Source organism: Chryseobacterium indologenes (assembly GCF_002025665.1).
Classification (GTDB): domain Bacteria; phylum Bacteroidota; class Bacteroidia; order Flavobacteriales; family Weeksellaceae; genus Chryseobacterium; species Chryseobacterium metallicongregator.
In genome coordinates, this window is record NZ_CP018786.1 from 2,011,847 (window position 1) to 2,037,761 (window position 25,915).

The 25,915-nt window shown below is 35.3% G+C and carries 24 protein-coding genes; 11 read left to right on the forward strand and 13 right to left on the reverse strand.

Features of this window, described 5'->3' with window-relative positions; all coding sequences use genetic code 11:
- Nucleotide 1 precedes the first annotated feature (1 nt).
- On the reverse strand, nt 2-799 hold the full coding sequence (locus tag BUE84_RS09100; protein ID WP_079241363.1) for a helix-turn-helix domain-containing protein: 798 nt from the start codon (nt 797-799) through the stop codon (nt 2-4).
- A 115-nt stretch (nt 800-914) separates the two neighbouring features.
- Nucleotides 915-2,330: an aldehyde dehydrogenase family protein gene (locus BUE84_RS09105; RefSeq protein ID WP_079241364.1), complete on the reverse strand. Its 1,416-nt coding sequence runs from the start codon at nt 2,328-2,330 to the stop codon at nt 915-917.
- A 491-nt stretch (nt 2,331-2,821) separates the two neighbouring features.
- Between BUE84_RS09105 and BUE84_RS09110 the strand changes: the two genes are divergently transcribed.
- Entirely contained in the window at nt 2,822-3,469 is a 648-nt protein-coding gene (locus BUE84_RS09110) for a DUF1062 domain-containing protein (RefSeq protein ID WP_079241365.1), read from the forward strand.
- 47 nt (nt 3,470-3,516) lie between these two features.
- On the opposite strand, the gene BUE84_RS09115 is transcribed toward BUE84_RS09110, so the two are convergent.
- The 8 genes from BUE84_RS09115 to BUE84_RS09150 form a co-directional block, all read right to left on the reverse strand.
- A complete protein-coding gene (locus BUE84_RS09115) occupies nt 3,517-4,755 on the reverse strand; it encodes an RNA polymerase sigma factor (RefSeq protein ID WP_079241366.1) in 1,239 nt (412 codons plus the stop codon).
- A gap of 90 nt (nt 4,756-4,845) precedes the next feature.
- Nucleotides 4,846-5,757 (reverse strand): PhzF family isomerase, encoded by a 912-nt coding sequence (locus tag BUE84_RS09120; RefSeq protein WP_079241367.1) that lies wholly within the window; start codon nt 5,755-5,757, stop codon nt 4,846-4,848.
- 139 nt (nt 5,758-5,896) lie between these two features.
- Nucleotides 5,897-6,298 carry a DoxX family protein gene (locus BUE84_RS09125; RefSeq protein WP_079241368.1) on the reverse strand — a complete coding sequence of 134 codons (402 nt, stop codon included), beginning with the start codon at nt 6,296-6,298 and terminating at the stop codon, nt 5,897-5,899.
- A 13-nt stretch (nt 6,299-6,311) separates the two neighbouring features.
- A complete protein-coding gene (locus BUE84_RS09130) occupies nt 6,312-6,932 on the reverse strand; it encodes a hypothetical protein (RefSeq protein ID WP_079241369.1) in 621 nt (206 codons plus the stop codon).
- A 65-nt stretch (nt 6,933-6,997) separates the two neighbouring features.
- A complete protein-coding gene (locus BUE84_RS09135; protein ID WP_079241370.1) occupies nt 6,998-7,597 on the reverse strand; it encodes a Crp/Fnr family transcriptional regulator in 600 nt (199 codons plus the stop codon).
- Between the two features lie 144 nt (nt 7,598-7,741).
- On the reverse strand, nt 7,742-8,155 hold the full coding sequence (locus tag BUE84_RS09140) for a hypothetical protein (RefSeq protein WP_079241371.1): 414 nt from the start codon (nt 8,153-8,155) through the stop codon (nt 7,742-7,744).
- 197 nt (nt 8,156-8,352) lie between these two features.
- Entirely contained in the window at nt 8,353-9,555 is a 1,203-nt protein-coding gene (locus BUE84_RS09145) for an MFS transporter (protein WP_079241372.1), read from the reverse strand.
- A 118-nt stretch (nt 9,556-9,673) separates the two neighbouring features.
- Nucleotides 9,674-10,630, reverse strand: coding sequence for a helix-turn-helix domain-containing protein (locus BUE84_RS09150; protein WP_079241373.1), 957 nt, complete (start codon nt 10,628-10,630; stop codon nt 9,674-9,676).
- Nucleotides 10,631-10,903: 273 nt separating this feature from the next.
- Between BUE84_RS09150 and BUE84_RS09155 the strand changes: the two genes are divergently transcribed.
- Nucleotides 10,904-11,749, forward strand: a complete 846-nt coding sequence (locus BUE84_RS09155; RefSeq protein WP_079241374.1) for a hypothetical protein — start codon at nt 10,904-10,906, stop codon at nt 11,747-11,749.
- Nucleotides 11,750-11,884: 135 nt separating this feature from the next.
- Here the strand turns inward: BUE84_RS09155 and BUE84_RS09160 are convergent, their stop codons facing one another.
- The 3 genes from BUE84_RS09160 to BUE84_RS09175 all read right to left on the reverse strand — a co-directional run bounded on the left by BUE84_RS09160 (nt 11,885) and on the right by BUE84_RS09175 (nt 16,883).
- Nucleotides 11,885-12,496, reverse strand: a complete 612-nt coding sequence (locus BUE84_RS09160) for a response regulator (RefSeq protein ID WP_079241375.1) — start codon at nt 12,494-12,496, stop codon at nt 11,885-11,887.
- Between the two features lie 5 nt (nt 12,497-12,501).
- Complete coding sequence (locus BUE84_RS09165) at nt 12,502-15,492, reverse strand: sensor histidine kinase (RefSeq protein WP_079241376.1); 2,991 nt, start codon at nt 15,490-15,492, stop codon at nt 12,502-12,504.
- 743 nt (nt 15,493-16,235) lie between these two features.
- Nucleotides 16,236-16,883, reverse strand: coding sequence for a DUF1349 domain-containing protein (locus BUE84_RS09175; RefSeq protein WP_079241378.1), 648 nt, complete (start codon nt 16,881-16,883; stop codon nt 16,236-16,238).
- Between the two features lie 89 nt (nt 16,884-16,972).
- Between BUE84_RS09175 and BUE84_RS09180 the strand changes: the two genes are divergently transcribed.
- The 9 genes from BUE84_RS09180 (at nt 16,973) to BUE84_RS09220 (ending at nt 25,857) form a co-directional block, all read left to right on the forward strand.
- Nucleotides 16,973-17,710: a LuxR C-terminal-related transcriptional regulator gene (locus BUE84_RS09180; protein WP_079241379.1), complete on the forward strand. Its 738-nt coding sequence runs from the start codon at nt 16,973-16,975 to the stop codon at nt 17,708-17,710.
- Between the two features lie 97 nt (nt 17,711-17,807).
- Entirely contained in the window at nt 17,808-18,161 is a 354-nt protein-coding gene (locus BUE84_RS09185) for a helix-turn-helix domain-containing protein (RefSeq protein ID WP_079241380.1), read from the forward strand.
- Between the two features lie 428 nt (nt 18,162-18,589).
- Nucleotides 18,590-19,846, forward strand: a complete 1,257-nt coding sequence (locus BUE84_RS09190; RefSeq protein ID WP_079241381.1) for an aminotransferase class I/II-fold pyridoxal phosphate-dependent enzyme — start codon at nt 18,590-18,592, stop codon at nt 19,844-19,846.
- A gap of 5 nt (nt 19,847-19,851) precedes the next feature.
- Entirely contained in the window at nt 19,852-20,484 is a 633-nt protein-coding gene (locus BUE84_RS09195) for a TetR/AcrR family transcriptional regulator (protein WP_034698548.1), read from the forward strand.
- Nucleotides 20,485-20,582: 98 nt separating this feature from the next.
- Complete coding sequence (gene dnaX, locus BUE84_RS09200; RefSeq protein WP_079241382.1) at nt 20,583-21,668, forward strand: DNA polymerase III subunit gamma/tau; 1,086 nt, start codon at nt 20,583-20,585, stop codon at nt 21,666-21,668.
- 38 nt (nt 21,669-21,706) lie between these two features.
- Nucleotides 21,707-22,282: a hypothetical protein gene (locus tag BUE84_RS24810; protein ID WP_238594394.1), complete on the forward strand. Its 576-nt coding sequence runs from the start codon at nt 21,707-21,709 to the stop codon at nt 22,280-22,282.
- Nucleotides 22,283-22,682: 400 nt separating this feature from the next.
- Nucleotides 22,683-23,762 carry a chorismate mutase gene (locus BUE84_RS09210; protein WP_079241383.1) on the forward strand — a complete coding sequence of 360 codons (1,080 nt, stop codon included), beginning with the start codon at nt 22,683-22,685 and terminating at the stop codon, nt 23,760-23,762.
- 163 nt (nt 23,763-23,925) lie between these two features.
- Entirely contained in the window at nt 23,926-24,852 is a 927-nt protein-coding gene (gene rsgA, locus BUE84_RS09215) for a ribosome small subunit-dependent GTPase A (RefSeq protein ID WP_079241384.1), read from the forward strand.
- A 588-nt stretch (nt 24,853-25,440) separates the two neighbouring features.
- Nucleotides 25,441-25,857: a nucleoside-diphosphate kinase gene (locus tag BUE84_RS09220; RefSeq protein WP_034687444.1), complete on the forward strand. Its 417-nt coding sequence runs from the start codon at nt 25,441-25,443 to the stop codon at nt 25,855-25,857.
- Nucleotides 25,858-25,915 lie beyond the last annotated feature (58 nt).

The following is a 25,915-nucleotide window of genomic DNA, read 5'->3' on the forward strand; positions in this document are numbered from 1 at the left end:
GTTATTTTGCCTGTAATGCGCTTGGCGGATAGCCGAACTGTTTTTTAAATGCAAACGAGAAATGGGATAGATTTTCAAACCCAAGATCAAGATAAATATCAGAAACGGATCTTCCTTTTTGAGTAAGCAGAAAATGGGCTTCCTTTAATCTACGAAGCTGCAGCCACTGTCTTGGCGGAACTCCGAATATTTTTTGAAAATCTCTTTTGAACGCAGACAGACTTCTCCCCGTTAAGTAAGCAAAACGCTCTACATTGACATTGAAATGAAAGTTTTTATTCATAAAAGTTTCAATATCTATCTTATATGGTTCAGAAAAGTCAAATAAAACATCCTTAAGACCCGGATCATAATTCAGCAGCAAGAGGAGAGCTTCTTTTTGTTTAAGCCGAAGAATTTCCTCAGAGGCAGGAAGATCTTCATAAGGCAATAATGAGTACATAAATGAATGTAATGCCTTTTGTTCCGGTTTTATATAGGCAGGAACATTGTCTTTCTTTTCGGCCTGATATCCATACTCGCGGCTGAAATCATGAAGCATGGCATCATCAAAATAGATGGATATGGTTCTGATTTCTCCATTTTTAGGAGGATATTTTGCGAATTTCAGTAAACTGTTTTTCCTTGCAGAATAGAGTTCTCCTTCCTTGAATATCGTTTTTGTGATTCCGTCATTCAGTTCCATTTCCCCCGAAAGAACAAGACCCAGACTGTGAATCCGTGCAAATTGTTCTCCTTCCCTGAATTCTGAAAAGTGACAGGAATAATTGATGGGAAAAGGAATATTATTTTCGCTCATGGCTCAGATAGGTATTTCTTGATAGATTCTTATTCAAACTTACAAAACTTTTTAGGATGATAGAATCTTCACAGCAAAACAATCATAAGAATATTTTGCTGTGAAGAATATCATATTAAACCAGAATTGCTTTGGGTTCCAGATAAGCTTCCAATCCGAATACACCAAACTCACGCCCGATACCACTTTGTTTGAAACCACCGAAAGGAGCATAAGGATCATGGGCAAACCCATTAATGCAGATTCTTCCGGCATCAATCTGTGCAGCTACACGTTCTGCATGTTCCTGATCGGCAGAACTGATATAAGCTGCCAGACCATATGTGGTGTCATTGGCAATAGCAATAGCTTCCTCTTCATTGGTATAAGGAATAATAGACAGTACAGGCCCGAAAATTTCCTCTTGCGCAATACGCATATCATTACGAACATTGGTAAAGATGGTCGCTTTCACGAAATTACCATTTTCAAGACCTTCCGGTTTACCTTCACCACCTGCAAGGAGAACAGCACCTTCTTCCTGTCCCAGACGGATATAACTTTGTACTCTTTCAAATTGTTTGGCACTTACCATTGGACCTACAAGAGTATCTTCTTCGTTAGGATTTCCTACTTTTACCTGTCCTGCAGCTTTTTTAGCCAGTTCATTTACTTCCTCCAGTTTGTTTCTCGGAACAAGAAGGCGGGTAGGAGCAATGCATGCCTGTCCATTGTTCATATAAGCCCCGAAAACTGCCATAGGAATTGCTTTCTCAAGATCGGCATCTTCCAGGATAATATTAGGAGACTTTCCTCCAAGTTCTAAGGTTACTCTTTTCATGGTGTCTACAGCTCCTTTAGCAATTGATTTTCCCGTTAATGTAGATCCGGTGAAAGATATTTTAGCGATATCATGATGCTGTGTAATTTCATTTCCGACTACATTTCCTAACCCGTTGACAATATTGAATACTCCTTCAGGTAACCCTGCTTCATGAAAACATTCAGTAAGCAATTGGGTTTGTGCAGCACTCATTTCACTAGGTTTGATGACGGCTGTACATCCGGCAGCAATGGCAGTAGCCAGTTTATTACAGATGAAGCTGTTGCTGGCATTCCATGGAGTGATAATTCCAACTACACCTAAGGATTCAAAACGTACTTTAGAATGTCCTGCCGTTCTTTCAAAATCATAAGATTCTAAGGTGTTGATGGTGGCTGTAAAGGCAGAGATTGCATTTTGAACACTCATTCTGCAGAATTGTAATGTTCCGCCATATTCATTCACCATAGCAGAAACCAGTTCATCTTCTCTTTTGCTTACGGCTGCGTGTAGTTTTCTAAGTAGGCTGATTCGTTCTTCTTTTGTTGTTTTTGAAAATGTTTTAAAAGCTTTTTTTGCAGCTGCAATAGCTATTCTTGTATCTTCTTCATTTCCCAGAAGCACTTCTCCTGTTTTTTGATTGGTAACCGGATTGATAAGATCAAAAGTCTCTGTTCCTTTTGGCGTAACAAATTCGCCGTTGATGTAAATTTTATTAATCTGTCTCATTTTGATGATTTTAATACCACAAAGTTCGGCAGAAACGGAAAGGATAGGTTTGTTGTATAGTTCAATTTTTCTTTGTTGTATAGTCCATTTTATAGATTGTCCATTTTATTTTTTGAATTTACCTTTGAAAATGCTCTGTTCTTCAATAAAATTGACTATTTTTATCATAACCAAGTAAATAACTCGTTTTGAGAACCTCTCTTAAACTTATTTTCGCTTAGTATCAGTCTCAGTAACCACAGGCTGATCGTTCTTTCGTTTGGGTAATTCTACCCGAACAGGTTTTTATTTCATCATATTATTTTATCGTATTACCTAAAGGTGACTTTATCTGCTGTTTTTGCTTTGAGTATTGATCAAAACTGAAATATACAGCAAGACCATGGCTTAAGAAATAATCTTTGAGCTATAATCCGGATATATGTAACCCTTGTAATGCGTGAATACTATGGAAAAAATCCAACAAAGAATATTAAGCACGATTATAAGTAATGAATACCCAACATATCTGGGAGGTAAAAGCGAAAAATACTCCCTTACTCAAAAAGAAATGCAATCAATGTAGCAGCGACAGATTTCAATGCAGCGATAAATTCAGACTGAATGCGCAGAAAAAGAATATTGATATATGGCTGATTTATCGATGTGTAAAATGTAACAACACCTATAATATGACGGTATTTTCAAGAATCAGAACAGAATCTATCAGTAAAGAAATATTCAACAAATTTTCAGAAAACAATACGGAAATTGCCTGGCAATATGCCTTTTCACAGGAAATAAGAAGAAAAAATAATGTAGAGGCCGACTGGGAAAGTGTAGAGTATGAAATTCTGTATCCCAATCTTCCGGTAGAAGATCTTATCCATATGGAGAGCGAGGTAGTTTCGTTTCAAATACAGTCTCTTTTTAATTTTAATATGAGAGTTTCAACAGTACTCAGAACCTGTTTAGGTCTTTCATCCTATAAATTGAACTTCCTGCTTGATTCTGATGCAGTTTATTTTAATCAAAAACCGTTGCTGAAGAAATATAAAATTACCAACGGTGACCGGATCGAGATCAACAGGCATGCATTGATTAATACATACCTTATAGGAAAAGAAGATTTTTTTCTCAATACGGTAGACGATCAATAATTAAAACCGCCTTCCGGTTATTGATCGGAAGGCGGTTTATTTATATTTTAGTTTGGATGTTGTAAAAGATGAATATGTTTCCGTAAATTCTGCTTTTCCTGTTTTGATTGGGTCAGACGAATCGCTTCTTCATAATGATGAATCGCCTTATCAATATGAAGTTCAGAATATAAATATCCAAGTAAACCATGATAATACCCGTTGCTGATGAGATTGAGTTTTTCTGCTTCAGCAAGTGCTTTCTCATTTCCATAGACTTTGGAAAAAGCAAAAGCTCTGTTTAAAGCAGTAACAGGAGAATATTCAATAATGATAAGCTGATTGTAAAGGGTTAAAATATGCTGCCATTTATCTTGGCTGGCAGATGTAGTATGCCAATACGCAATTCCTGCTTCAAGATGGTATTTTGAAACTTCATTGCTGTGAGTTTGGCAGGCTTCTATCAGATAATAGTTACCTTTTTCAATCAAAGCTTGATCCCACAATGATTCATCCTGTTCATCAAAAAGAGTAGCTTCTCCTTCATCATTGATTCTCGCTTCCAGCCTTGAACTCTGAAAACACATCAAAGCGAGCAAAGCATTGGTTTTAGGGGTGTTGGTAAAGGTGTTGTCAGTAAGAATCAGAGTAAGTCTTATCGCTTCCAGACAAAGGTTTTTCCGGATTAAAAGATTATTAGTTCTGGAAAAATACCCTTCATTAAACAGCAAATATAAAGTAGTCAGTACGGTTTCCAAACGCTGATAAATATCCTTTTCGCTCAAAGAATCTATGGTAAAATGATGCGTTCTGAGAGCTTGTCGCCCCCGCTGTAATCGTTTTTTTATGGTTTCTTTTTTGGAGAGAAAAGCATTGGCAATTTCCTCTATGCTGAAACCGCAGAGAATCTGCAATGCCAGAGATATTTGGGTTTCCTGAGAATTGACTGGGGTGCAGATCGCAAAAATCATTTCCAGCTGACTGTCGGAGATGTTTTTGGTATCAAAGTCTATTGCTGGAAACTCCATTTCAGTTGTTTTTATATCTTCCTGTTTGTTTTTTTCAACCACGGAAAGGTGTTTGAAATAATCTTTTGTTTTATTCTTGGCCACTGTGTAAAGCCACGCTGCAGGATTATCAGGAATTCCGTTTACAGCCCAATATTCTGAAGCTTTCAGAAAAGTTTCGCTGGCAATATCTTCCGCAATTTCGATATGTTTTATATCAAATATTTTGCAAAGCACCGCAACGATTTTGCTGTATTCGGTTCTGAATAAATGTGGAGTAATTTCCTTCGGATTTGTCATGGTATATGAAAAGGGTCTGCCCAATTTTTATTTTACCTTTAATGACGATCAATGGTCTTCAATAGGGACATTTTTCTCTTAATATCGGTATTATTGCAGATTCATAGTCGTTCTGAAAACACATACTGCACTTCCGGTGATATGTATGATATCAGGTTGATTGTCTTTGATACTGACCTTTACTTTTACTTTACCAATCCTGTTGATAGCTTCACCTTGCTTTCCAGTGAATTCAAAAATACCATCAGCAGCTTCTTTGATTTTGTTTTGAATAAGATAACCTCCCAGAGGACCGTTAGCATTTCCAGTCACCGGATCTTCAGAAATACCGATGGCTGGAGCAAACATTCTTCCATTGGTTAAAATATCTTTTTCATCTGTATCGAAAGTAAATACAAAATATCCGTTACATCCGATTTCTTTGCTAAGCTTTGCTAAAGCTGAAAGATCAGGTGTCAGTTGATTTAAAATTATATTGCTTTTGATGCCGATCATTACTTTTGAATGGCCTGTTGAAGCAATCTGTACCGGACATTTTTCATCAAGATCATCTATGGTCAATCCCAAAGCCTGCACAATTTTTTGAGTGGCTTGAACATCAAAAACAGGACTCAATTCAAAACTTCCCTGTGTCATCGTGATGAGATAATCATTGTTTTTTCTTTCAATATAAATCGGTAATATTCCGATTTGTGTTTTAATTCTAATGGTACAGGAATCCAATTGCTCTTCCTGAGCTTTTGCATACAGTGCTGCAATGGTAGCATGCCCGCAGGATGGAACTTCCGTGGTAGGAGTGAAATAGCGAACGTTATAATCAAAGTTTTCTTCTTGAGAATCAGATGTAAAAACAAATGCGGTTTCAGAATTGTTCAGTTCTCTGGCGATAAGCTGCATTTCCTCAGAGGTCATATTTTCTGCATTTAATACAACTCCGGCAGGATTTCCTTTGAATTTTTCTTTGGTAAAGGAATCAATTTGATACACGATTACTTCTTTCATGACTAACGATTAAGGTTACTGTAAAAATACGGAATGAAACCGGTGTCTAATGCCTGTTTTTATTGTCATTTGGTAAAAAATAAACCAGAATCCTGAGATTCTGATTTATCAATGAATAGAAAGTTTTTGTGGGGGAATTTTAATCCCATTTATTTTGGGTTGAAACGGCATATTTTCCAGCACCAGTAAAGAAAAAACTTAGACTTACAAGCATATAAATCACAAGCAGTTCCAAAGCCCAGCCTCCAAATTCATTAAGCTTGAAAATATTGGCTGTTTGTGCCAGTATGGTAGCCGTGAAGCAATTGGCAGCAAAGATCAATCCTGCAAGACGAGCCCTGAATCCTATGATTAGCAGTACAGGAGCTATAATTTCTCCGGCAAACACACCATAGGCAAAGAATGATGGTAAGCCATGCATGATCATCATGTCTTGAATAAACCCAATTCCGTTAATCAACTTACTGATTCCATAAACAGACATGGGAAACCCGATTGCTACTCTGGTAATAAGTAGTCCTAAATCAATGTTCTTTTTCATTTCTTATCATTATTTAAAAGTTATATTTTACAAATGCCCCGATATTTTCCAGGGTCTTTTTTCCATTATTAAACTGGTCGAAATTGGAAGCCAGTCCGTACATCATTTTATCCTGTTTTACTCCTAGTCTGATAAACTGCAAACCTCTGGGATATCCGCTGTCATCAATATTCCCAATAGCGAGTACACTGAAATATCCTTTGAAATTTTCTGTCAGATAAGGTGTGTACTCAAATGATATAGATTGTTCCAGAGAAAACCCTTTCTGATACGTAGTTCCTATAGAATAGGAGAGAGAATAGGAGGGTTGGATAATCTTATACTGCAGGTAAGCACTGAAAAATGCTCCCGGGTTTTTCATTCCAAATGCAGCATTGGCACTCAATCTTTTGGTAAGAGAATAGGATAGGGTATTTCTGATGAAGAATATATTCTCTTTGTCTTTGGTATATTCTGTATCAAATAAGGTGAGATTGTTCAATTTCAACCGGTCATTCAGTTGAAAATTGACATTATGCATATAAGTATAGGAACGATGTCCTAAAACAAGATCCGGGGTATAGGAAAGTTTCTGTGCATTCAGGTTCAAGGAAGCTGATGCCAGAGCTGTTATAGCGATAATTTTTGCCTTCATATTTCACTCTTTAAATTTCTGAGAGCAAAATTATTCGGGCTGGAGGGGAATAAACTTAAGAAATCTTAAGAAACATCAGACAGGTGTTTTTTTCTCAGATAACTCAGATATTCTACCGTTATTCCAAGGTAGGAAGCGATCATGTATTGAGGGAAACGCTGCTCGATATTACGGTAAGTAGTGACAAATGTTCTGTATTTGGTGTAGGCATCAACGCGAGAGTGCTCAAAAGTTCTTTCCTGTAAAGTAACATAGGCAGACTGCATTTTCAGACGCCAGAATTCTGAGATAGCCGGAACTTCTTTGTACAGTAATTCCAGATTGCTTTTACTGATCTGGATGATGGTGGTATCTTCATTAGCCTGAATAAACATTCTTGAAGGCAGCTCACTCAGATAGCTGTAAAGATCATTTACCCACCAGGTTTCAATGCCTAGCTGGGTGGTATTCTCTTTTCCTTTTTCATCAATATGATATGCATACAGACTTCCCTGCGCAATGAAACGCATATGTCTGGATACCTGCCCTTCACGAAGCAGATAGTCTTTCTTTTTAAGCTGTGTGATTTCTAATTTGGATAGGATACAGTCAATATCTTTCTCTTCTAAAAAGACAATTTCCTTAAAGTGTTCTATGAGTTGCGAAAGTATTATATCTGTATCCATTATGAAGTCTTGTACTGATAGTGTACGGGAACAAATTTACGGAAATATTAAATTATCAGGACTTACTTACATGAAGCTATTATACATAAGAAGACCACAATTTACGGGCTAAATTGTGGTCTTCCTCAACTAAGAACTATTTAACTACGATTCTGTTTTCAAATAACCATAATGTGAAATAGTTTCCTTTCCGAATAAGCTTGAGAAAATATTCTGAAACTCATGGATGTATTTACATTTTATGGCGTTCCCGTATATTTTTAGTCCTTCCAGTATTTTTCTGGAACTCAGGTCTATATCATATTTTATAAAGGATTCCGGTCTTTCATACCGGATGCTCTGTTCTGAACTGTACGTTCTTGAGAATCCTAGTTTTTCAAGCCATTCTTCAGTGATCTTAATGGGCTTGATAGAGGCTGCCGGAACTGAAATACTTTGAATATCATTTTCAATTTTAACAAAATAAGCCTGCTCAACATTGTGAAAGATCTCAGTGATGGTATAAATCTGATTTTTGTACTCGACCAAGTTCTTGATTTTTAGATCTGCTACGTTCATAATATTTTGAATTTTAGTTGATGATATGGTCTCAAATAAACAGCAAATAGTATGCCCGGCATTGTATTGTTAAGCCTTGTTTTAGTGAAGATTAGGTTAAATTTTTGCTATAAAAAATTAATGATATGTTAAAATAGTACACTCATAAGCGAATTATCAGCTTTCCGTGAAAAACAGGATGTGGTATGTATGTGGTACTAGTTTTTTATTCTTGCTTTTGGAGTGGTATTAAAAGTTGTCAGAAGAAGAGCTATAATAACGGATATCATAAGAACTCCTATGAAGACATTCCAGGAATAAGCATGAAGCAGATAGCCGGTACCACTTCCCAGAATACTTGAACCAAAATAATAAAACAGCCAGTAAATAGAAGTTGCTGATGATTTTCCACGTTTGGCATACAAAGCAGTCATCTGACTGGCCATAGTATGTGCTGCAAAAAATGATAAAGTAAAAAGCCCGAGTCCAAAAATAAGGATATAAATATTTTCAGACAACAATAAAGCAGCTCCGATAATCATAGACAGGATGGATGCTTTAAGAATATTATTCATGGGAAATCTCCTTGAAAGGCGACCTACGATCATTGTCCCGAAAACTCCAAAAATATACATCAGAAAAATAAAGGCAATGATAAAATGGCTTAATGAAAATGGTTTTGCTTCTAATCTGAATGTCAGGTAATTATAAACGCTCACAAAAACTCCCATCAGTAATGCCGCAGTAAAATATAAACGGAGCATATAAGGATTGGTAAGGAAAAATTTCATCTGTTTTATCTTAAGGTGATAATCCGTTTTCTGTGGATTGAAAAATTTTGACTCCGGAAACATTTTCCAGAATACAGCTCCCAGAATGAAACTTTCTACACCAATCAGAAGAACAGCATTACGCCATCCGAATTCTCCAGCAAACAGAGTAGCCATTATTCTTCCACTCATTCCACCGATTGTATTCCCACTCAGGTACATGCTGATGGCTGCCGGTACTGCCAGAGCGCTCACTTCTTCTGTAAGATAGGCAAGAGCAACTGCGGACACTCCGGAAACAACAAAACCTTTCAATACTCCGATGGCAATCAGGAGGCTTAAACTTGGAATCCAGGTTGAAATAATGGTGAGAATGGCAGATGAAATCAATGAAAAGACCATCAGATTTTTTCTGGAATAACTGTCAGCTTTAAAAGCAAAAAACAATAATCCCAATGCCATACCTATTGTGGATGATGATACCAGCAGGGAAGTATCACCTACAGACACTCCAAACTGTTCTGCCGCCATGGGCAGCATCGGCTGAAAAAGATAAAGTTGTGCAAAAACTGACAGCCCGGAAAAGAATATACAAAGTTTTATATATCGGAGACGTTGGCTTCCCTGAAGAGCTTTTTCAGATGAATTCATTATGATTTGCCATTAAATAAATGCAGTGGTTTGACAGAAAAATTAAGTTTTGTAAATTTCCTGATTATTTTCCGAATTTAAAAATCATTATTTCAATGATATTGATTGGTGAAACAAATCAATGAAGTTGCAGGCTGCTAATGTATTCTGAAGGAGTAGTGTTCTCCATCTGTTTGAAAACCCTGTTGAAGGTAGACTGATTAGAGAAACCAGCCTCTGTGTAAATGTACATAAGGGTAACTTTTTCAATATCATTTTCATTAAGCAACCTTTTTACACACTCAATTCTGTGCATATTCAGATAATTATTGAAATTGGGATATCCTTTTGCACGAATTGATTTTGAAATATAACTGCTGTTAATGTCCATTTCTGTAGAAAGTTTTGAAATATTAAAATTGACATCTTTATACAGCTGTTTTTCTCTCATGACATGCTCAATTTTTTCAAACAATTCATCTGCAAAGGGTGTTTTCTCTGTCACCGAAACTGGCTGAATTACTGTATGTACATTCTTTTCTTCAATTTCATGGTAAATTTCAACACGTTTTATTTTATCTTTAAAATAGAGCAGAAGTGATATTACTGCCACATTAGACATCATAAGAATGGTATCAGTAATTCTCACGTCTTCAGGTCTGTGTATCGGGAATTTAAAGCTGAAGGTTTTGGAAATAAGGTATCCCGCAATAATATTCACTAAAACAAACATGCTGTAAATGAAGACATACTTTCTTTGGAAGAAAACGTAGGCAGCAAGAGGAATCGGGATAAGCCACACAAAACTTGCAATAGAATTGTTCCAGAAAGCAAGCATAATGTAGAAATTATAAAGAGTAGCAATAATGATGTAGGAATGTACCATTACATTCACCGAGTAGGTTTTACGTACAATAAGATACGTATAGACCATTAAAAAAAGTCCACCAAAAAGATACCAGGCCATTATTTTATCCGGAATGATAAAGGTGTATATCAAACCAAATACAGCAAGAATGACAGACATCAGAATGTTATAATAATAAACGAGCTGTCTTTTGTAGTGTTCAATTTTTATGTCTTTTTCGGTGGTCATTTGTGGTAACAGATAATTTTAAATCATTTTAATAAGTTTCCATATCAGTCAAGTTTCGAAAAATGACTGGGTTAATATTTTGATTATTAGTTGTTTGTGTTTTGTTGAGCCGTTTCCGGTTTTTCATTGATTCTTCATGAATTTGATTTATCAATGCCGGTAACTTTGCACCAGCTAGCTCAATAAGAGGCTGATTGATGATCTGTCAATTGACCTCACATGATTTATTCATTCCTTAAATAAATCAAATAATTTTTAAACAAATATACTAAAATGAAGAAAATAAAATTACCTCTTGCCAGCATAATGATGTGTTTTTCAATAGCTGCATATTCCCAGGTAGGCATCAATACGGACTCTCCTAAAGTAACATTACATGTGGAAGGAAAACCAGACGTGGCTACCGTACCTGATGGTGTAATGGCTCCCAGAATGACAGGAGACCAGTTAAGAGCTAAAGACGATGTCTATTTAGCGGCTCAAACCGGAGCTTTGGTCTATGTAACTCAGGCTGTAACTGCCCCTTCAGTAAAAACGGCAAAAGTAGATAAAGCCGGTTATTACATGTTCAACGGAACAACCTGGAAGTTTGCTTTCGGAGGAAAAGATGATGACATTACCATTGGAGATCTGATCTACTATCATGGAAGCATTCCTGCAGGTACTTCCGGGGCCACCACATTAGCCAGTACCTATCTTACTGACCTTCCTGTTCTGGGAGGTTTCCTAAGACTTGATGCGCAATTTAACAGCAGTTCAGCAGGAACTGGAGCGGCTACCACTTTTAATCCGAGACTTTATAATGTAGGAACTTCAGATGTGAAAATCTGGGTCTCAGAAATGTCTACCCATACCGGTGATTCTGACAACGGAAATATTAAATTATCACCAGGTGCTTACAGGCAATTTGATGATGGTGTTTATCTTACTCAGACTCATAATGAGACTGTAACATTTGATATTACCATACAAGAACCGGAACCAAGGTGGTACAGAGTGTATTATGCATTCCGCGTAGATAATAAATCTACAACGGGAAGCAGTGATGCTACAACCACAGATTCCAATACTTCTGACAACACTAGAGAACTGTTTCTCTCTGTACAGAGACTGTATTAATTTGTTGCCTGAAGATTCTAAAAATACAATGATTCTATAAAATTATACAAAATCAATGGGTTAGCTGTTTAAAAATCTAATGAGATTTGTGTTTTTTCTGGGGCTGGAATACTATGAAGTTCCGGCCCCGTTTTCTTAATGCATCATTTCATAGACTTTGATCAGTTCTGCAATATTTCCAACATTAAGCTTTTGAAAAATCCTTTTTTTATAAGTACTTACTGTAGACATCTGAATATTGAGCCTGTTGGCAATTTCCAGATTGCCATTACCGTCCGCCAGAAGTTTGAAGATTTCGTATTCTCTGGACGACAACTTTTCTACGGGATTATTTCTTTTGTTTTGAATAATAAGACCAATCAGCTCTGCAGGGTAGAAATATCCCTTTTCAATTACTGTTTTCACAGCATTTTTAATTTCCTCTTCACTGCTTTGTTTATTCAGATAGCCTTCAGCACCTTCTCTGATATATTGGATGGCTACATCTTTGTCATATCCTGAGAATATGAGAATTTTAAGGTCATTCTGTATATCTTTAAGCTCCGGGACCATTTTTTTATACTGAGTTCCCGGCATATCAATATCTAAAATAATAAGGTCATACCGTTGATTTTCCAACTTCTTTTTCACCTGGTCATAATTTTCCGCAAAATCTATATTCAGCCCCGGATAAGCAGTTTCAAGAACCAGAGAGGTTCCTGCTCTTACCACATAATGATCATCAGCGATTAAAATTCTTTCATTCATAAAGATTAGTTTTTTTTGAGTGTTATTTCCACAACAGTTCCTTTAGGATGGTTTTGTCTGAAGTTCATTTCAGCATTGATCTTTTTTACCAGATGGATAACCATATGCAGACCCAATCCTTTTCCTTTAAAGCTGGGTGTTTCCAGTTTTGGATTTCTGAACAGGTTCATATAAATAGAAATCTGTTCTTCAGACATTCCTGTTCCTGTATCAGTAATGAGTATGGTGGATTTTTGTGGATTTTCGGTAATAGTAAGGGTTATATTTCCTTCAAAGGTATTTTTCACTGCATTATCAAGGATGTTATGAATAATAGCAGTTAAAATACTTTCGTTTACCCTAGAAAATATAATACCTTCAGTAAGATTGGTAATTGTAGTCCCTTTTTCTTTTGCAATTTCACAGAATAATTTATTCTTGATTTCCAGAATTCTGTTGATGGGATATTCTTTTTCTTCAAAAATATTTTCAGCCTTATAAAGTTCAGTGTACTCTTTCAAATTCAGGGTAAACTGATACAGTTGTTCAGAAGATTTATAAATACTGTCAAAGTACTTTTTCTGAAGTTCTACATCATCAGATTCATGCAGTTTCTGAGAAAGCATGGCAATAAATCTGATCGGAGTGGTAATGTCATGACTGATAGTTTCCACAAGTTTCTTCTGATATTCCGTTTCTTTCTGCAGGTTGTTTTTTACGACCTCCAGGTGAAGAGAGGTTTCCTTCAGTTCAGAGTTTTTATTATGAACAATCTGTTTTAAAGCTTTATTTTTTATCCTTAGAAAATTAGTGGTTAACTGAACAATAATGATGATGATAATAAGGATAATAATGGACGCAGAAACCCTGAAAAGCAAGGTCTGATAAAAAAGAGGCTGGATTTTAAAACGTATGGTCTTTTCTTCATATTTCCCGTCAGCAGAAATCAATACCCTTACACTCAAGGAGTAATCTCCGGGAGAAAGGTTGCTGATGGTGTATTTTAATTCTTTTCCTGTGGCAATCTTTTCCCATTCGGTATTTTCTTTTCCTGATATTTTTGCCTCTATATAAAGGTTTTCAGGATTGGAAAAATAAGGAATATCAATAAAGACATCCGCTGTTTTGTAATCATTTTTCAAATCAAGGATCTGATGAAAATACTGAGGTTCAGAATTTCCTATTTTTACCCGTTCAATGTAAATTTTATTTCTTCCAGGATAATAAGTCTGAATATTTTCCGGATTGAAAAATACAAAACCATCCATGGAAGGAAACACAAAATCTCCATTTTCAAGAGCGTAAGCATTAGGTTCTGAACTTCCATTAAATTCATTGGTCAGAAAACCATCTTTTTTAGTGAAACGATAGTAAAAAACCGGAGTTTTTTTGCCTTCCGCATACTGCAGTAATTGTTTCTTAGCGACTTTAAACATTCCATTATTCGAAGAAATCCAATAATATCCTTTCTGATCTTCAAGAATATAATGAGCCGACTGGAGATAATCGTTCACGTCGTTTGGCATCTTGATAAGCTTGTGATTCCTGAAAAGATAGAATCCGTTTTTGTTTGTAGTAATCCATATCAGATTGTCCTTTGTTCTGATAATACTTTTGACATGTATGTTTTTGATTAACGGAGTTATGGTATTGCTGCCAAGTGTGATAGAATAAAGTCCGTCACTGTTTCCTGTCAGAATTTCATTCTCATTGTATTGATAAAAAATATTGACAAAACTTTTAAAAGTATAGGTAAAATCCGGTTGTTTAAATATGTCCTTTCTGTAAAGATGAAGCTGAGTTCCTGAAAGATCTGTAAAGGTAGTTCCATAAAGATTTCCGCTTTTCATAAACGTTTCAAGCCCTTTTTTAACAAAAGTAGAATCCTTTTTTTTGTACCCTGAATTTTTATAAAACCTGATAATAGTGTTTCGTTTTCTGATCAGAATATTTCCGGAATGGTCATACATCATCAGATAATTGTCATTGTTTCCGAATAGATGGTTTTTTACAATCCCATTTCGTCCGAATTCTGTTCCGTCCTCAGCAATAATCGTATTTTTACTGAAAGGAAGTGATGCAAAATATACATTACTGGAAAAATCGGCCTCTTTCCTTGAAACATAGAAATTGGAAAGTTGCAGCACATTCAATCCATTATTAAGAGTTCCCAGATACAATTTGTTGAAACTCTCATCATAGTACATGGAGCAATATGAGTGATTACCGATTTCTTCAAAGTTGACAAGAAATTTCAAACGGAGATCCTTTTCATTTCCTTCTAAAAGGTAAATATTGTCATGATTGATAATAAAAGTCTGATTGGTGATCTGTTGCCAATAGATTTTAGTGTCAGGATGATTAAAAAGTGTAGGTTTATCAGAAACAGAAAGGTGCCCTTTGTAGATGGAGTAGGTTTTTCTTTTTTTCAGATCATTGACGAACAGGTGGTTATTCAGTACAAAAATATAGTTCAGGTCTTTATTGGTAAAAGGAAAAGCAATTTTTATTTCCTTTTTTCCTTCCTTATAGATGATGGCATTCTTTTCTGTAAAATGATAAACAGAATTTCTAAGCTGAATAAAATATTGGATGTCATTATAGAAATCCGATGTAATGATATTATTGGCAATGCGATGCAGGATATCTGTACCGTTAGAATAGGTCATTTTATCACCCTTAGTAAGGCTTGCCAACTTTGGAAACCTGTTTCTGATAATGATTTTATTTTCCTGGAAATTATTAAGAACGGTGATGCTGTCAAGGCAGGGATCTCCTATAAACTCACCAAAATGAAGATTATTTACCCTGAAATTATTAAAGGTAATAAAAGAGCTCCCGTCATACCGTACCAGCCCGTTTTCAGTAGAAATCCAGATGAAGCCATATTTGTCTTTGACAATGGCCTTTGCACTGCTTTGGGGAAGCCCGTTATCTATGTTATACCACGTAGATGTATAGTGCTGCCCGGAAATGTTTAGATAGATACAAGCAAAAATTAATGCCCAAACTCTCATATATGTGCAAAACTGATCTATATCTGCTGCTAATGCAATAGACGGTTAATAATAGTATTTGTACAAGTCAAAGTTTTTTTAAAGGGCAGGAACGATTGAAAATAAATTTTTATCATTGAAGTTTTCTGGTCTTTTGTGTTTTATATTTTTTGATCGTGTAAAAATAGTGAAATTATGGCGATAAATTAGTATTGCATATTTTGTTTTCTATAAGTTTTATCATGTATTGCAGACAATAGGCCATTCAATTTTTTTTGACAAATTATCATATTTCAATAATAAGTGATAAATTTATATCACATTCATTTTAAATCATCTTTTGTAGATCTCTGTATTGTGCTGGATTTCTGAATTGTTTTAGAATTTTATAAATGAGAAATATTTTCGTGCTTGAATAATTTTATTAGTTTTTAAATTAATGGTTAAAGTTTTGTTTAATTGATTTTGTAGTAAAACTTCGACAAAAAAAAGATGGTTTATTCTACATGATAACTTTGTCAGGGCTTATGGATATTCATATTTTTGCAAAAATATTCTCACAACAATTAAGAAGCTTTATTGTCAAAATAATGATTCTAAGAACACAAACGGTTTTTATCTCAAAAACAAAAGAGACTGTACTAAAAGTAAACAGTCTCTTTTTTATTTTTAAACATTCAGAATCCTTTTTAAATCAAAAAAAACCTCCCGGAAATGATGGGAGGTGAATAAAATTGACTGTATATTGAAGTGTAATTCAATCGTTATTGGTGGGTTTCAAGCCACTTGAGTCTGCGCTGATCCGGCAGATGTTTTACTCTGAAGTTTTCAAAAACCGCAGTGAATCCTTCTCCGTCCGGACAGGCTGCCATTAACCCAACCATTACAGGAATATTATCCTGAAGAGGCGCATTTCGCATCATGATATAATTTTTATCATCAAAAGAATAAAATATCTCAACAGCATCCAGTCTTCTTACTGCTTTGATCCATATAGCTGGGGGCGTTTTTTCTAATGTAATGACACTCCAGTCACTTTTATTATGGGTGACCACAGTGCTGAGATTGTATTTGCCATCTACGAATTCTACTCCGGCTTTGATATAATGTTCCTGATCTGTTCTCAGCATAAGCCCCATCTGGTCAAATCTTGCTTTATAGCTGCCGGTTATTTTTACTTTTGCCTCAAATTCACCGCCATATGTTGTGTAGTAAAAAGGGGCATCATCTACCGTAAATCCATAATGTGAAACCCTCCAGTAATCGCTCTGTGGTGTTACAAACACAGAAAGGCTATTATTTTTGATTTCCCATTTTTCAGGTTCATTAAACCATGTCATTTTCTCAAGACTCTGGGCGGAAAACTTTTGAATCAGGAATAAGATGCAAAAGCCGAAAATCAGTTTCTTCATTCTCTTTGGGATAAGTTCTAAGGGTAAATTATTATTTTAGCAAAAGTATTATTAAACTTTATTTGCGTCAATACTGATAAATAACCATTATGGAAATCCGTGAACAACTTAGTGATCAATTACTGGATAACGCTTCGAAAAAATGCCAACTTGATCTAGAGATCTATAAACAGAGAGCATTAGCATACTCTCAGATGGAAGGTGCAATATCTGTGCTGAGCGATATGCAGGAGAATAAAAGTTTTATTTATAAATCTGCGGCAGCAGACGAACTTGGGCTAAAGATGGATGAAAACCCTACAGAAATAGACTCTATCTGGGAAGAAGAAATGCTGAAAAAGATACATCCTGATGACCGCCTGAAAAAATACATCCATGAACTCCGTTTTTTCAAATTGCTGGATACCATGGAATTAAAAGAACGTACGGCATATAGTGTGGTTTCAAAAATAAGAATGAAAGATAAAAATGAAGACTACAGATGGGTGAAGCACCGTATGTTTTATGTTTATTCGCCCGATAACGGCAGGCTTAGGCTGGCTCTTTGTCTTTATAATATTGCATTGACTTCATCTGGTGTTCCTGATTTTATGATTGTTAATATGATAAAAGGGGAAGTAGTTGTAAAAGATAAACTTGATTATAAAAATATTTTAAGCCTCAGAGAATTGGAGGTTTTAAAATGGATTGGAGAGGGATATGCAAGCAAAGAAATTGCAGGTCTTCTTTCTATAAGCGTCAATACGGTCAACAGACACCGTCAGAATATCCTGGAAAAGTTAAAAGTAAAAAATTCTACACAAGCTTTTAAAGACAGTTTTTCTTAAATATCCAGCTTGAAATATCCGAAAAGCTTACCTTGTTATTTTGTATCTTAATGATTAAATTTATATCTTGAATACACATTAGCAAGAAACATACACGATGAAAAGAAGCGAAGAAATTACCCGCCAGTATTTTACTTTTTTAGATAAGCACATTCAGGAGGTTATTTCCGGTGTTGTTCCTGAATTTATGGAACTGAATGAGATCGCCAGAGAGCTCGCTATATCCCATAAGCACCTTACCGATACCGTTAAAAAAGAAACCGGACAGCACCCTTGCTCCTTTTACGATGAAAAAATTATTGATCAGATCAAGAAAATGCTCGTGGGATCCGATCAGTCTGTGGCAGAAATTGCCCGTATTTTTACTTATGATCCTTCCAATTTTTCAAAATTTTTCAAAAAAATGACTGGCTTTACTCCCGGAAATTTCAGAAATTCCAAAAAAGTTTAAATTGACTACTTTTTTTGTTTAATATTGTTGTTGCAAGAGATTTGCGCTGGTTTTTGTCTCAGAGTAGGGATTTGAACGTTCGGATTGATGTGTTTTAAAGGCTGTTTAGTGAATTAAAATGTTAAAATAATAAAAAAATAATCTTTTATAAATGAGTCGTTTGTGAAAAATAATTACAATTTTTTATTATTTATGTATTAATATTTCTTTATTGTTTGATTTTTTTATTAAATTTAGGTAAGAAAAAACTAATTAATTCAAAAGCAGAAAACGTTAAAAAAGATAGATGTATATTTAAATACTTTGGTTTCCAGATAATAAGATAAAAATATTGTGTCTTTAATAATATTTAATCTTAACAGAGGCACTTAAGCCTTTTAAATAGTTATATATTTGTTTCTTTTAAACCACAACAAACAAGATTAAGGATGAGCATCAATTTCACAACAGCAACTATTAAAGACTTTGAGAATATACCAGATAATGATATGGCTCAAAGAGCTGAAATTTTTTATGAATATTTAGACTTTGTAAAGTCTAACGGACACATGAATTACAGACTGAAGAATACTTCAGGAACCAATGCAATACTGAATGTAAATATTGCAGACCAAAACAGAGAATTTGTTAGTTTTGTATCAAGTGATTATTTAGGATTTACACAACACCCGAAAGTAAAGCAGGCTGCTATCGAAGGAATAGAGAAATATGGAACGGGAACAGGAGCTACGCCCCTTATCGGTGGCTACTTTGATTATCACAATGCTTTAGAAAAAAGAATTTCAAGTTTTTTTCAAAGAACAGAAGATGAAGCCGTAGTGTTTACTACCGGATATACTGCTAACAGCGCTAGTTTACAGTGTTTAATGCAGAAAGAAGATCTTGCTATTTTAGACATGGCAGTGCATGCCAGTGTACATGAAGGATGTGCTTTTACCAATAAAAAAACATTTCCGCACAATAATTTGGAATCTTTGGAACACATTTTGAAGGTATCTGAAAATCTGTACCGTACGAAACTCGTTATTGTGGACGGAGTGTATTCCCAAGATGGTGATACTTCCCGTATTAATGAGATCTATAACCTTGTGAAAAAGTACAATGCCTTTCTAATGGTAGACGACGTACATGGTGTCGGCATCCTTGGAGAAACCGGAAGAGGTACTTTGGAGCAGGCTGGGTTATTGGATAAAGTAGACATCATCACAGGTACATTCAGCAAAACATTTGGAAATCTGGGAGGTTATGTCATTGCAGATAAAAAAATAGCTGCCTTTATAAGATTCCATTCACGCCAGCAGATCTTCTCAGCCACAGCTCCACCATCATCCGCAGGAATTGTTAAAGCCATTGATTTAATTGACGAAGAACCTATCTGGAGAGAAAAACTCTGGGATAACATCAATTATTTCAAAAAAGGACTGGATGATTTAGGATTAGATACAGGAGTTACCTGCTCCGCGATCGTTCCCGTAAAAATTGGAGATCCTTATGTAACAGGAGATGTAGGAAAACTACTAATAGAAATGGGAATCTATACCAACCCGATTCTTTATCCGGCTGTACCAAGAAAAGACGCACGTATCAGGATGAGTGTAACGGCAAGACACGAAAAAGAACATCTCGACAAAACGCTTAATGCGTTTGATGATATTAATAAAAAATTGCATATTGCGAAAAAATAATAATTATGCCTAGAAAAGTAGTGCAGGGCCCCATTAGGGACAAAGAAAAAACAAAGCAGAAACTGCTTGCTGCAGTTGGTAAAATTTTAAGAGTAAAAGGATATTCCGGATTAAAAGTAAGCAAGATAGCTGCCGTTGCCGGATTTGATAAAAAATTGATCTATGAGTACTTTGGAAGTACTGATAAACTGATCGATGAATATATCAAATCTCAGGATTACTGGAGCCAGGTCAACCAGGATGTTGATATGGATTTCTCGGACGGTGGGCACGAACTTACTAAAATGGTTGTATTGAACCAGTTCGAAAACCTGAAGAAAAATAAAGAACTTCAGAAGATCATCCTTTGGGAGCTTTCGGAAAGTAAGCCTATTCTTAAGAAATTGGTTGAACAACGTGAAGAAGTAGGAGAGGTTTTATTTGGAAACATCTCAGATCCTTACTTTGGTGAAGGAGTAGCAACAAGACACAGAGCAATTATGGCTTTGATTGTGTCTGGAGCTTACTATCTCAACCTTTATACAGGATACAACGCCAATAAGTTTTGTGGTATTGATCTGAAAACTGAAGAAGGAAGAAAAGAGGTTGAAGCCGCTATTGTTGAGTTGATCGACTTTGCATACAGCAAAAAGAAATAGAAATTAAAAGTTTTCCGATTTGAGCAGAAATACGTTTTTGTTAATAATTTGAAAACTTTTAATTTTCAAATTAAAACTATATTTCTTACTTTTGGCCAATGGAAAATTTTATAGTATCTGCAAGAAAATATCGTCCTCAGGAGTTTGATACGGTTGTAGGGCAATCCCATATTACGGATACTTTAGAACATGCAATTGAAGAAAGTCAATTAGCTCAGGCATTACTTTTTTGCGGTCCTCGTGGTGTGGGTAAAACTACCTGTGCCAGAATTCTGGCAAGAAAGATCAATGAGAAAGATGGCTCGGTTTCAGAAGATGGCTTTGCTTACAATATCTATGAACTGGATGCAGCATCCAATAACTCTGTAGATGATATCAGAGAACTTATAGATCAGGTACGTTTTGCACCTCAGGTTGGTAAATACAAAGTATATATCATTGATGAGGTTCATATGCTGTCTTCTGCCGCTTTCAATGCTTTCCTGAAAACGCTGGAAGAGCCGCCTGCTCATGCTATTTTTATTTTGGCTACAACGGAGAAACATAAAATTATTCCAACAATTTTATCCCGTTGTCAGATTTATGACTTCAAGAGAATTACCATTGAAGACATCCAGAATCATCTGAAAGATATTGCCCAAAAAGAAAATATTCAGTATGAAGATGACGCGCTGTATCTGATTGCTCAGAAAGCAGATGGCGCATTAAGAGATGCACTTTCTATCTTCGACAGACTTTCTACCTTCTCCCAGAAAAATATTACACTGGCAAAAGCCGCAGAAGTACTCAACATTCTGGATTATGATCAATATCTGAACATTGTGGATCTTGCGAAGGAAAACAAAATTCCTGAAGTGCTTTTTGCGTTCAATGAGATTGTGAAAAAAGGTTTTGATCCCCATATTTTCATTGCCGGATTAGGAAATCATTTCAGAGATTTGATGATGGCACAGAATACTTCCGCCATGGAACTCATTGAAGTAGGAGAGAAAACAAAGGCTAAATTTGTAGAGCAAGGACAGAAATGGGCCGCCCAGCAGCTTATTGATGGCATTGAGATCTGTAACCATGCAGATATTAATTATAAGAATTCCAAAAACCCAAGACTTACGGTTGAAATTGCTTTAATGCAGCTGGCTTCACTGACAGCTAATTTAGGTGATACTAAAAAAAAAAGTTCCTGATACTGGCTCCGTTTCTCAGTGAGAAACAGGAGGTGAAGATGCCGGAAAAGGCCCAGGAGAAGAAAGAAATTAAAACAGGACAACAACCTGCTGCTTCCCAGGCAGTTCAGGAAGTTTCAGTAACAAAAACCACCAAGCCATTGTCAAGACCGGGAATCTCTTCCGGTTTCAGCATCAATTCCTTTTTGAATAAAGAAGATAACGTAGAAACAACAGAAGATGTTGTGGTAAAAACTGATAATCTTCCTCAGAACCATTTTACAGATACAGATCTGCAGGTGGAATGGAAAATTATGCTTAAACAGCTTCAGGTAAAAAATAATTTTGTATTTAATGCAGTTAAGACCTTCAAACTGGTAAAAGCTGAAGAGCATAAAATCAAAGTTTTGTTCCCTTCAGATTCTGCAAAAGTAGAATTTGATAAAATAAGTGGAGAATTTTTTAATCATTTTAAAAGAAAAATTCAGAACCATATTATCGAGGTAGAATACGTCAGAGACGTTGAAAATCTGAAGATTGAGGTGGTGACGAAAAGAAAAATGTTTGAAAAATTTATAGAAAAAAATCCACTTTTGAAAGATCTTGATGATTTAATGAAGTTTGATTTGACATAATTTTTATATATTTGTCAAATATTTCTGTCGAAAATAAGTTTTTGACAAAAACAAATTACAACCAGAAACGCTAAATAAAGACATTTCCAGAATAAAATGGAAAATTTGACTAACACATATCAGTCTTTTTTTGCACCCGCTAATTACTTTTTTAGCGGTTATTTTAGTTTTTCTGCTTCTTATTATAGAAATTTCAGAACGTATTACCGATTTTATTGGTACTGTTAACTGAATTTCTTTCCAAAAAATACAGGAGAAGTAGAGCCCTATTATTTTCCTGATTCCTTTAAACAATTTTGAACGGCATTTTTTGAAAAGAATTATAAATTAAATTTTATAATCCAAAGGGCTATTGCTGTTAACGAAAAAATTATATAAAAAAACAATAAAATTTAGAATAATGAATTTAAATGATTTAAAAAATGAGTGGATCGATGGGCTTACACAACCTCTAATGATTGCAGGGCCATGTAGTGCAGAAAGTGAAACTCAAATGCTTGAAACAGCCAGGAGAATTAAAGAATCCAATGCTAATGTATCGGTTTTCCGTGCAGGAATCTGGAAACCTCGTACCAAACCAAACGGTTTTGAAGGAGTAGGAGTGATCGGTTTGAACTGGCTAAAAAAAGTAAAAGAAGAGTACGGTTTTAAAACGGCGACTGAGGTAGCCAATGCACACCATGTGTTTGCAGCTCTGGAAGCAGATGTAGATGTTCTTTGGATCGGAGCACGTTCTACAGTGAACCCGTTTACAGTGCAGGAAATTGCGATGGCTTTAAGAGGAACCGATAAGCCTGTCTTCGTGAAAAACCCTGTGAATCCGGATCTTGCACTATGGATCGGAGCTTTGGAAAGACTTTTAGGACAGGATATTAAAAACCTGGGAGTAATCCACAGAGGATTTTCAACATACCAGAAAACAAAATACAGAAACAATCCAAACTGGCAGATTGCCCTTGATTTCAAAAGCCAGTTCCCAAATATTCCAATGTTAATCGATCCTTCTCACATCTGCGGAAACAGAACTGGTCTTGCTGATATTACACAGGAAGCACTTAACGTAGGATACCAGGGAGCGATCATTGAATCGCACTGCAATCCTGACGAGGCGTGGAGTGATGCTTCTCAGCAAATTACCCCTGAAGTTCTTGCAGATCTTATTGGTAATCTGAAGGTAAGAAGCTCCAATCTTGCAGGTTTTGAGGGAGAGATGGGCAGACACAGAACTTTGATCTCTGATCTTGACTTCCAGTTAATTGAACTTCTTTCTCAAAGAATGAAAATTTCTGAGAAAATCGGTAAACTTAAAAAGGAAAATGACATTGCAATCTTCCAGCCTGAACGTTGGAAAGTAATTACAGAATACGCTACTCAGAAAGCAAAAGAAACTGGAATGTCTCAGGAGTTTATTGAAAAAGTATTCAAAGCTATTCACGAAGAGTCTATTGAAGTTCAGAATAACATTATGATTGAGAGATAAGCTGTGGATAAAAAGTAAAAGAGACTAATACTTTTACTAAATTTTCAGCTAAAAAATAAATTAGGGCTTAGACATCAGCATTTAGGGCAATTGAAACATGTGTTTTTAAACCTATTTCCTGAATGCTAAGCCCTAATTGCGTATATTTGCACCAGCATTATCTATGAAAGGAAAAATCATTAAATCTACAGGCAGTTGGTACCAGGTTTTGGAATTGGAAACAAATAAAATTTTCGAGGCCAGAATCAGGGGGAAATTCAAATTAATAAAAACTAGACTTACCAATCCACTTGCTGTAGGAGATTTTGTTGAGTTTCAACTGGAGCAGGATGATATCGCATGGATCACAAAAATTGAACCGCGCTCCAATTATCTAATCAGAAAATCCGTAAACCTTTCAAAAGAAGCCCATATTATTGCATCCAATATTGATTTGGCATGCTTTATCTTCACTCTGAAACATCCTGAAACATCTTTAGGATTTCTGGACAGGTTTCTGGCATGTTGTGAAGCCTATAATATTACCCCACTCATTCTTTTTAATAAGATCGATGTTTTACACGACGAAGAAATTGAAATTGTAAAGGATGTTGAATTCCTATATCAGGAAATTGGATATGATACTTTGGAAATTTCTTCCTATTCTAAATTGAATCTTGATCAGCTTCAGGAGATTCTTAAAGATAAAACTTCAGTATTTTTCGGCCACTCAGGTTGTGGGAAATCTACTTTAGTGAATGCTTTACAGCCAGGATTAAATTTAAAAACATCTGAAATTTCAGATACTCACCTGAAAGGAAAGCATACCACAACCTTTGCTCAGATGCACTTCTGGCATTTTGGCGGAAACGTTATCGATACTCCGGGAGTTCGTGAATTTGCAATGATTGATATTGAAAAAGAAGAAGTACAGCATTACTTTCCTGAAATTTTTAAAAAGAGAGAAGAGTGCAAATTTCACAACTGTCTTCACATCAATGAACCGAAATGTGCCGTTATCGATGCTCTTGAAACAGGCGAGATTCAACATTCCCGCTATGCTACATATATTAAATTGATGGATGAAGCAGAAGAGGCTTCTCAAAAATAAACAGCAAAAGACATTCTCTTTTTAACAATTACAGATTAATTCGGACAATCTGTACTATTTTATGTATCACTATATTAGAATAATATTCTAAAAAATCATTTCTCTAAAGATTGTATTTAATTCTGTTTTGAAATGTGTATTTTTTTAGCTTATTTTTTTTAGTTTTTAATGAAAAAAAATCTCTTTTTAGATAACTCTACTTTCTGGCACTCTTTTTTCGGCACATAACTCCACTTTTGTCACATTTTTTCCGATCTGAAAAATGATATTACTCGATTTTTGGATATTGTATTAATTTCAATAAAAGTTTCAATAATGTTGTATATGGGGCTATTTGAGTTAAAAAATTATTAAATTGATAAAAATATAGAGTTTTTTTTGAAAATAAAAAACCCAGCCGAAGCTGGGTAAAAACTAATAACCATGAAAACTCAAATTAAACATGAGAATCGCAATAGAATAAACAATTACTGTGCCAAAGTTTAGTTTACAATTTCTTAATAAAAGTTATTTTTATGTTAAAAAAAAATTAAAATAAAAATCAAAGATATTTTTTGTAATTTTGCGCCATTAAAAAAATATACATTTATGTCTAACATTACATTCACTATGATTAAGCCTGATGCTGTTGCTGACGGACATATCGGTGCTATATTGGGTAAGATTGCTGAAGGAGGTTTTAAAATCAAAGCTTTAAAATTAACTCAGCTTACAGTTGCTGATGCAAAAAAATTCTATGAAGTACACGCTGAAAGACCATTTTATGGAGAATTAGTAGAATTCATGAGCTCTGGTCCTATCGTTGCTGCAGTTTTAGAAAAAGACAATGCGGTTGAAGACTTCAGAACATTAATTGGTGCTACTAACCCTGCAGAAGCTGCAGAAGGTACTATCAGAAAAATGTTTGCAAGAAGCATCGGAGAAAATGCTGTTCACGGTTCAGATTCTGACGAGAATGCATTAATCGAAGCTCAATTCCATTTTTCAGGAAGAGAGATTTTCTAAGAAAATCATCTTACAAAATAAAAAATCCGGAGAATTTTCTCCGGATTTTGTTTTTATA

Excerpts from the sequence above, each read along its gene's own strand:
- BUE84_RS09100 (WP_079241363.1), bottom strand. The coding sequence starts at position 799 with ATGAGCGAAAATAATATTCCTTTTCCCATCAATTATTCCTGTCACTTT.
- BUE84_RS09105 (WP_079241364.1), bottom strand. The coding sequence starts at position 2,330 with ATGAGACAGATTAATAAAATTTACATCAACGGCGAATTTGTTACGCCA.
- BUE84_RS09110 (WP_079241365.1), top strand. The coding sequence starts at position 2,822 with ATGAATACCCAACATATCTGGGAGGTAAAAGCGAAAAATACTCCCTTA.
- BUE84_RS09115 (WP_079241366.1), bottom strand. The coding sequence starts at position 4,755 with ATGACAAATCCGAAGGAAATTACTCCACATTTATTCAGAACCGAATAC.
- BUE84_RS09120 (WP_079241367.1), bottom strand. The coding sequence starts at position 5,757 with ATGAAAGAAGTAATCGTGTATCAAATTGATTCCTTTACCAAAGAAAAA.
- BUE84_RS09125 (WP_079241368.1), bottom strand. The coding sequence starts at position 6,298 with ATGAAAAAGAACATTGATTTAGGACTACTTATTACCAGAGTAGCAATC.
- BUE84_RS09130 (WP_079241369.1), bottom strand. The coding sequence starts at position 6,932 with ATGAAGGCAAAAATTATCGCTATAACAGCTCTGGCATCAGCTTCCTTG.
- BUE84_RS09135 (WP_079241370.1), bottom strand. The coding sequence starts at position 7,597 with ATGGATACAGATATAATACTTTCGCAACTCATAGAACACTTTAAGGAA.
- BUE84_RS09140 (WP_079241371.1), bottom strand. The coding sequence starts at position 8,155 with ATGAACGTAGCAGATCTAAAAATCAAGAACTTGGTCGAGTACAAAAAT.
- BUE84_RS09145 (WP_079241372.1), bottom strand. The coding sequence starts at position 9,555 with ATGAATTCATCTGAAAAAGCTCTTCAGGGAAGCCAACGTCTCCGATAT.
- BUE84_RS09150 (WP_079241373.1), bottom strand. The coding sequence starts at position 10,630 with ATGACCACCGAAAAAGACATAAAAATTGAACACTACAAAAGACAGCTC.
- BUE84_RS09155 (WP_079241374.1), top strand. The coding sequence starts at position 10,904 with ATGAAGAAAATAAAATTACCTCTTGCCAGCATAATGATGTGTTTTTCA.
- BUE84_RS09160 (WP_079241375.1), bottom strand. The coding sequence starts at position 12,496 with ATGAATGAAAGAATTTTAATCGCTGATGATCATTATGTGGTAAGAGCA.
- BUE84_RS09165 (WP_079241376.1), bottom strand. The coding sequence starts at position 15,492 with ATGAGAGTTTGGGCATTAATTTTTGCTTGTATCTATCTAAACATTTCC.
- BUE84_RS09175 (WP_079241378.1), bottom strand. The coding sequence starts at position 16,883 with ATGAAGAAACTGATTTTCGGCTTTTGCATCTTATTCCTGATTCAAAAG.
- BUE84_RS09180 (WP_079241379.1), top strand. The coding sequence starts at position 16,973 with ATGGAAATCCGTGAACAACTTAGTGATCAATTACTGGATAACGCTTCG.
- BUE84_RS09185 (WP_079241380.1), top strand. The coding sequence starts at position 17,808 with ATGAAAAGAAGCGAAGAAATTACCCGCCAGTATTTTACTTTTTTAGAT.
- BUE84_RS09190 (WP_079241381.1), top strand. The coding sequence starts at position 18,590 with ATGAGCATCAATTTCACAACAGCAACTATTAAAGACTTTGAGAATATA.
- BUE84_RS09195 (WP_034698548.1), top strand. The coding sequence starts at position 19,852 with ATGCCTAGAAAAGTAGTGCAGGGCCCCATTAGGGACAAAGAAAAAACA.
- dnaX (WP_079241382.1), top strand. The coding sequence starts at position 20,583 with ATGGAAAATTTTATAGTATCTGCAAGAAAATATCGTCCTCAGGAGTTT.
- BUE84_RS24810 (WP_238594394.1), top strand. The coding sequence starts at position 21,707 with ATGCCGGAAAAGGCCCAGGAGAAGAAAGAAATTAAAACAGGACAACAA.
- BUE84_RS09210 (WP_079241383.1), top strand. The coding sequence starts at position 22,683 with ATGAATTTAAATGATTTAAAAAATGAGTGGATCGATGGGCTTACACAA.
- rsgA (WP_079241384.1), top strand. The coding sequence starts at position 23,926 with ATGAAAGGAAAAATCATTAAATCTACAGGCAGTTGGTACCAGGTTTTG.
- BUE84_RS09220 (WP_034687444.1), top strand. The coding sequence starts at position 25,441 with ATGTCTAACATTACATTCACTATGATTAAGCCTGATGCTGTTGCTGAC.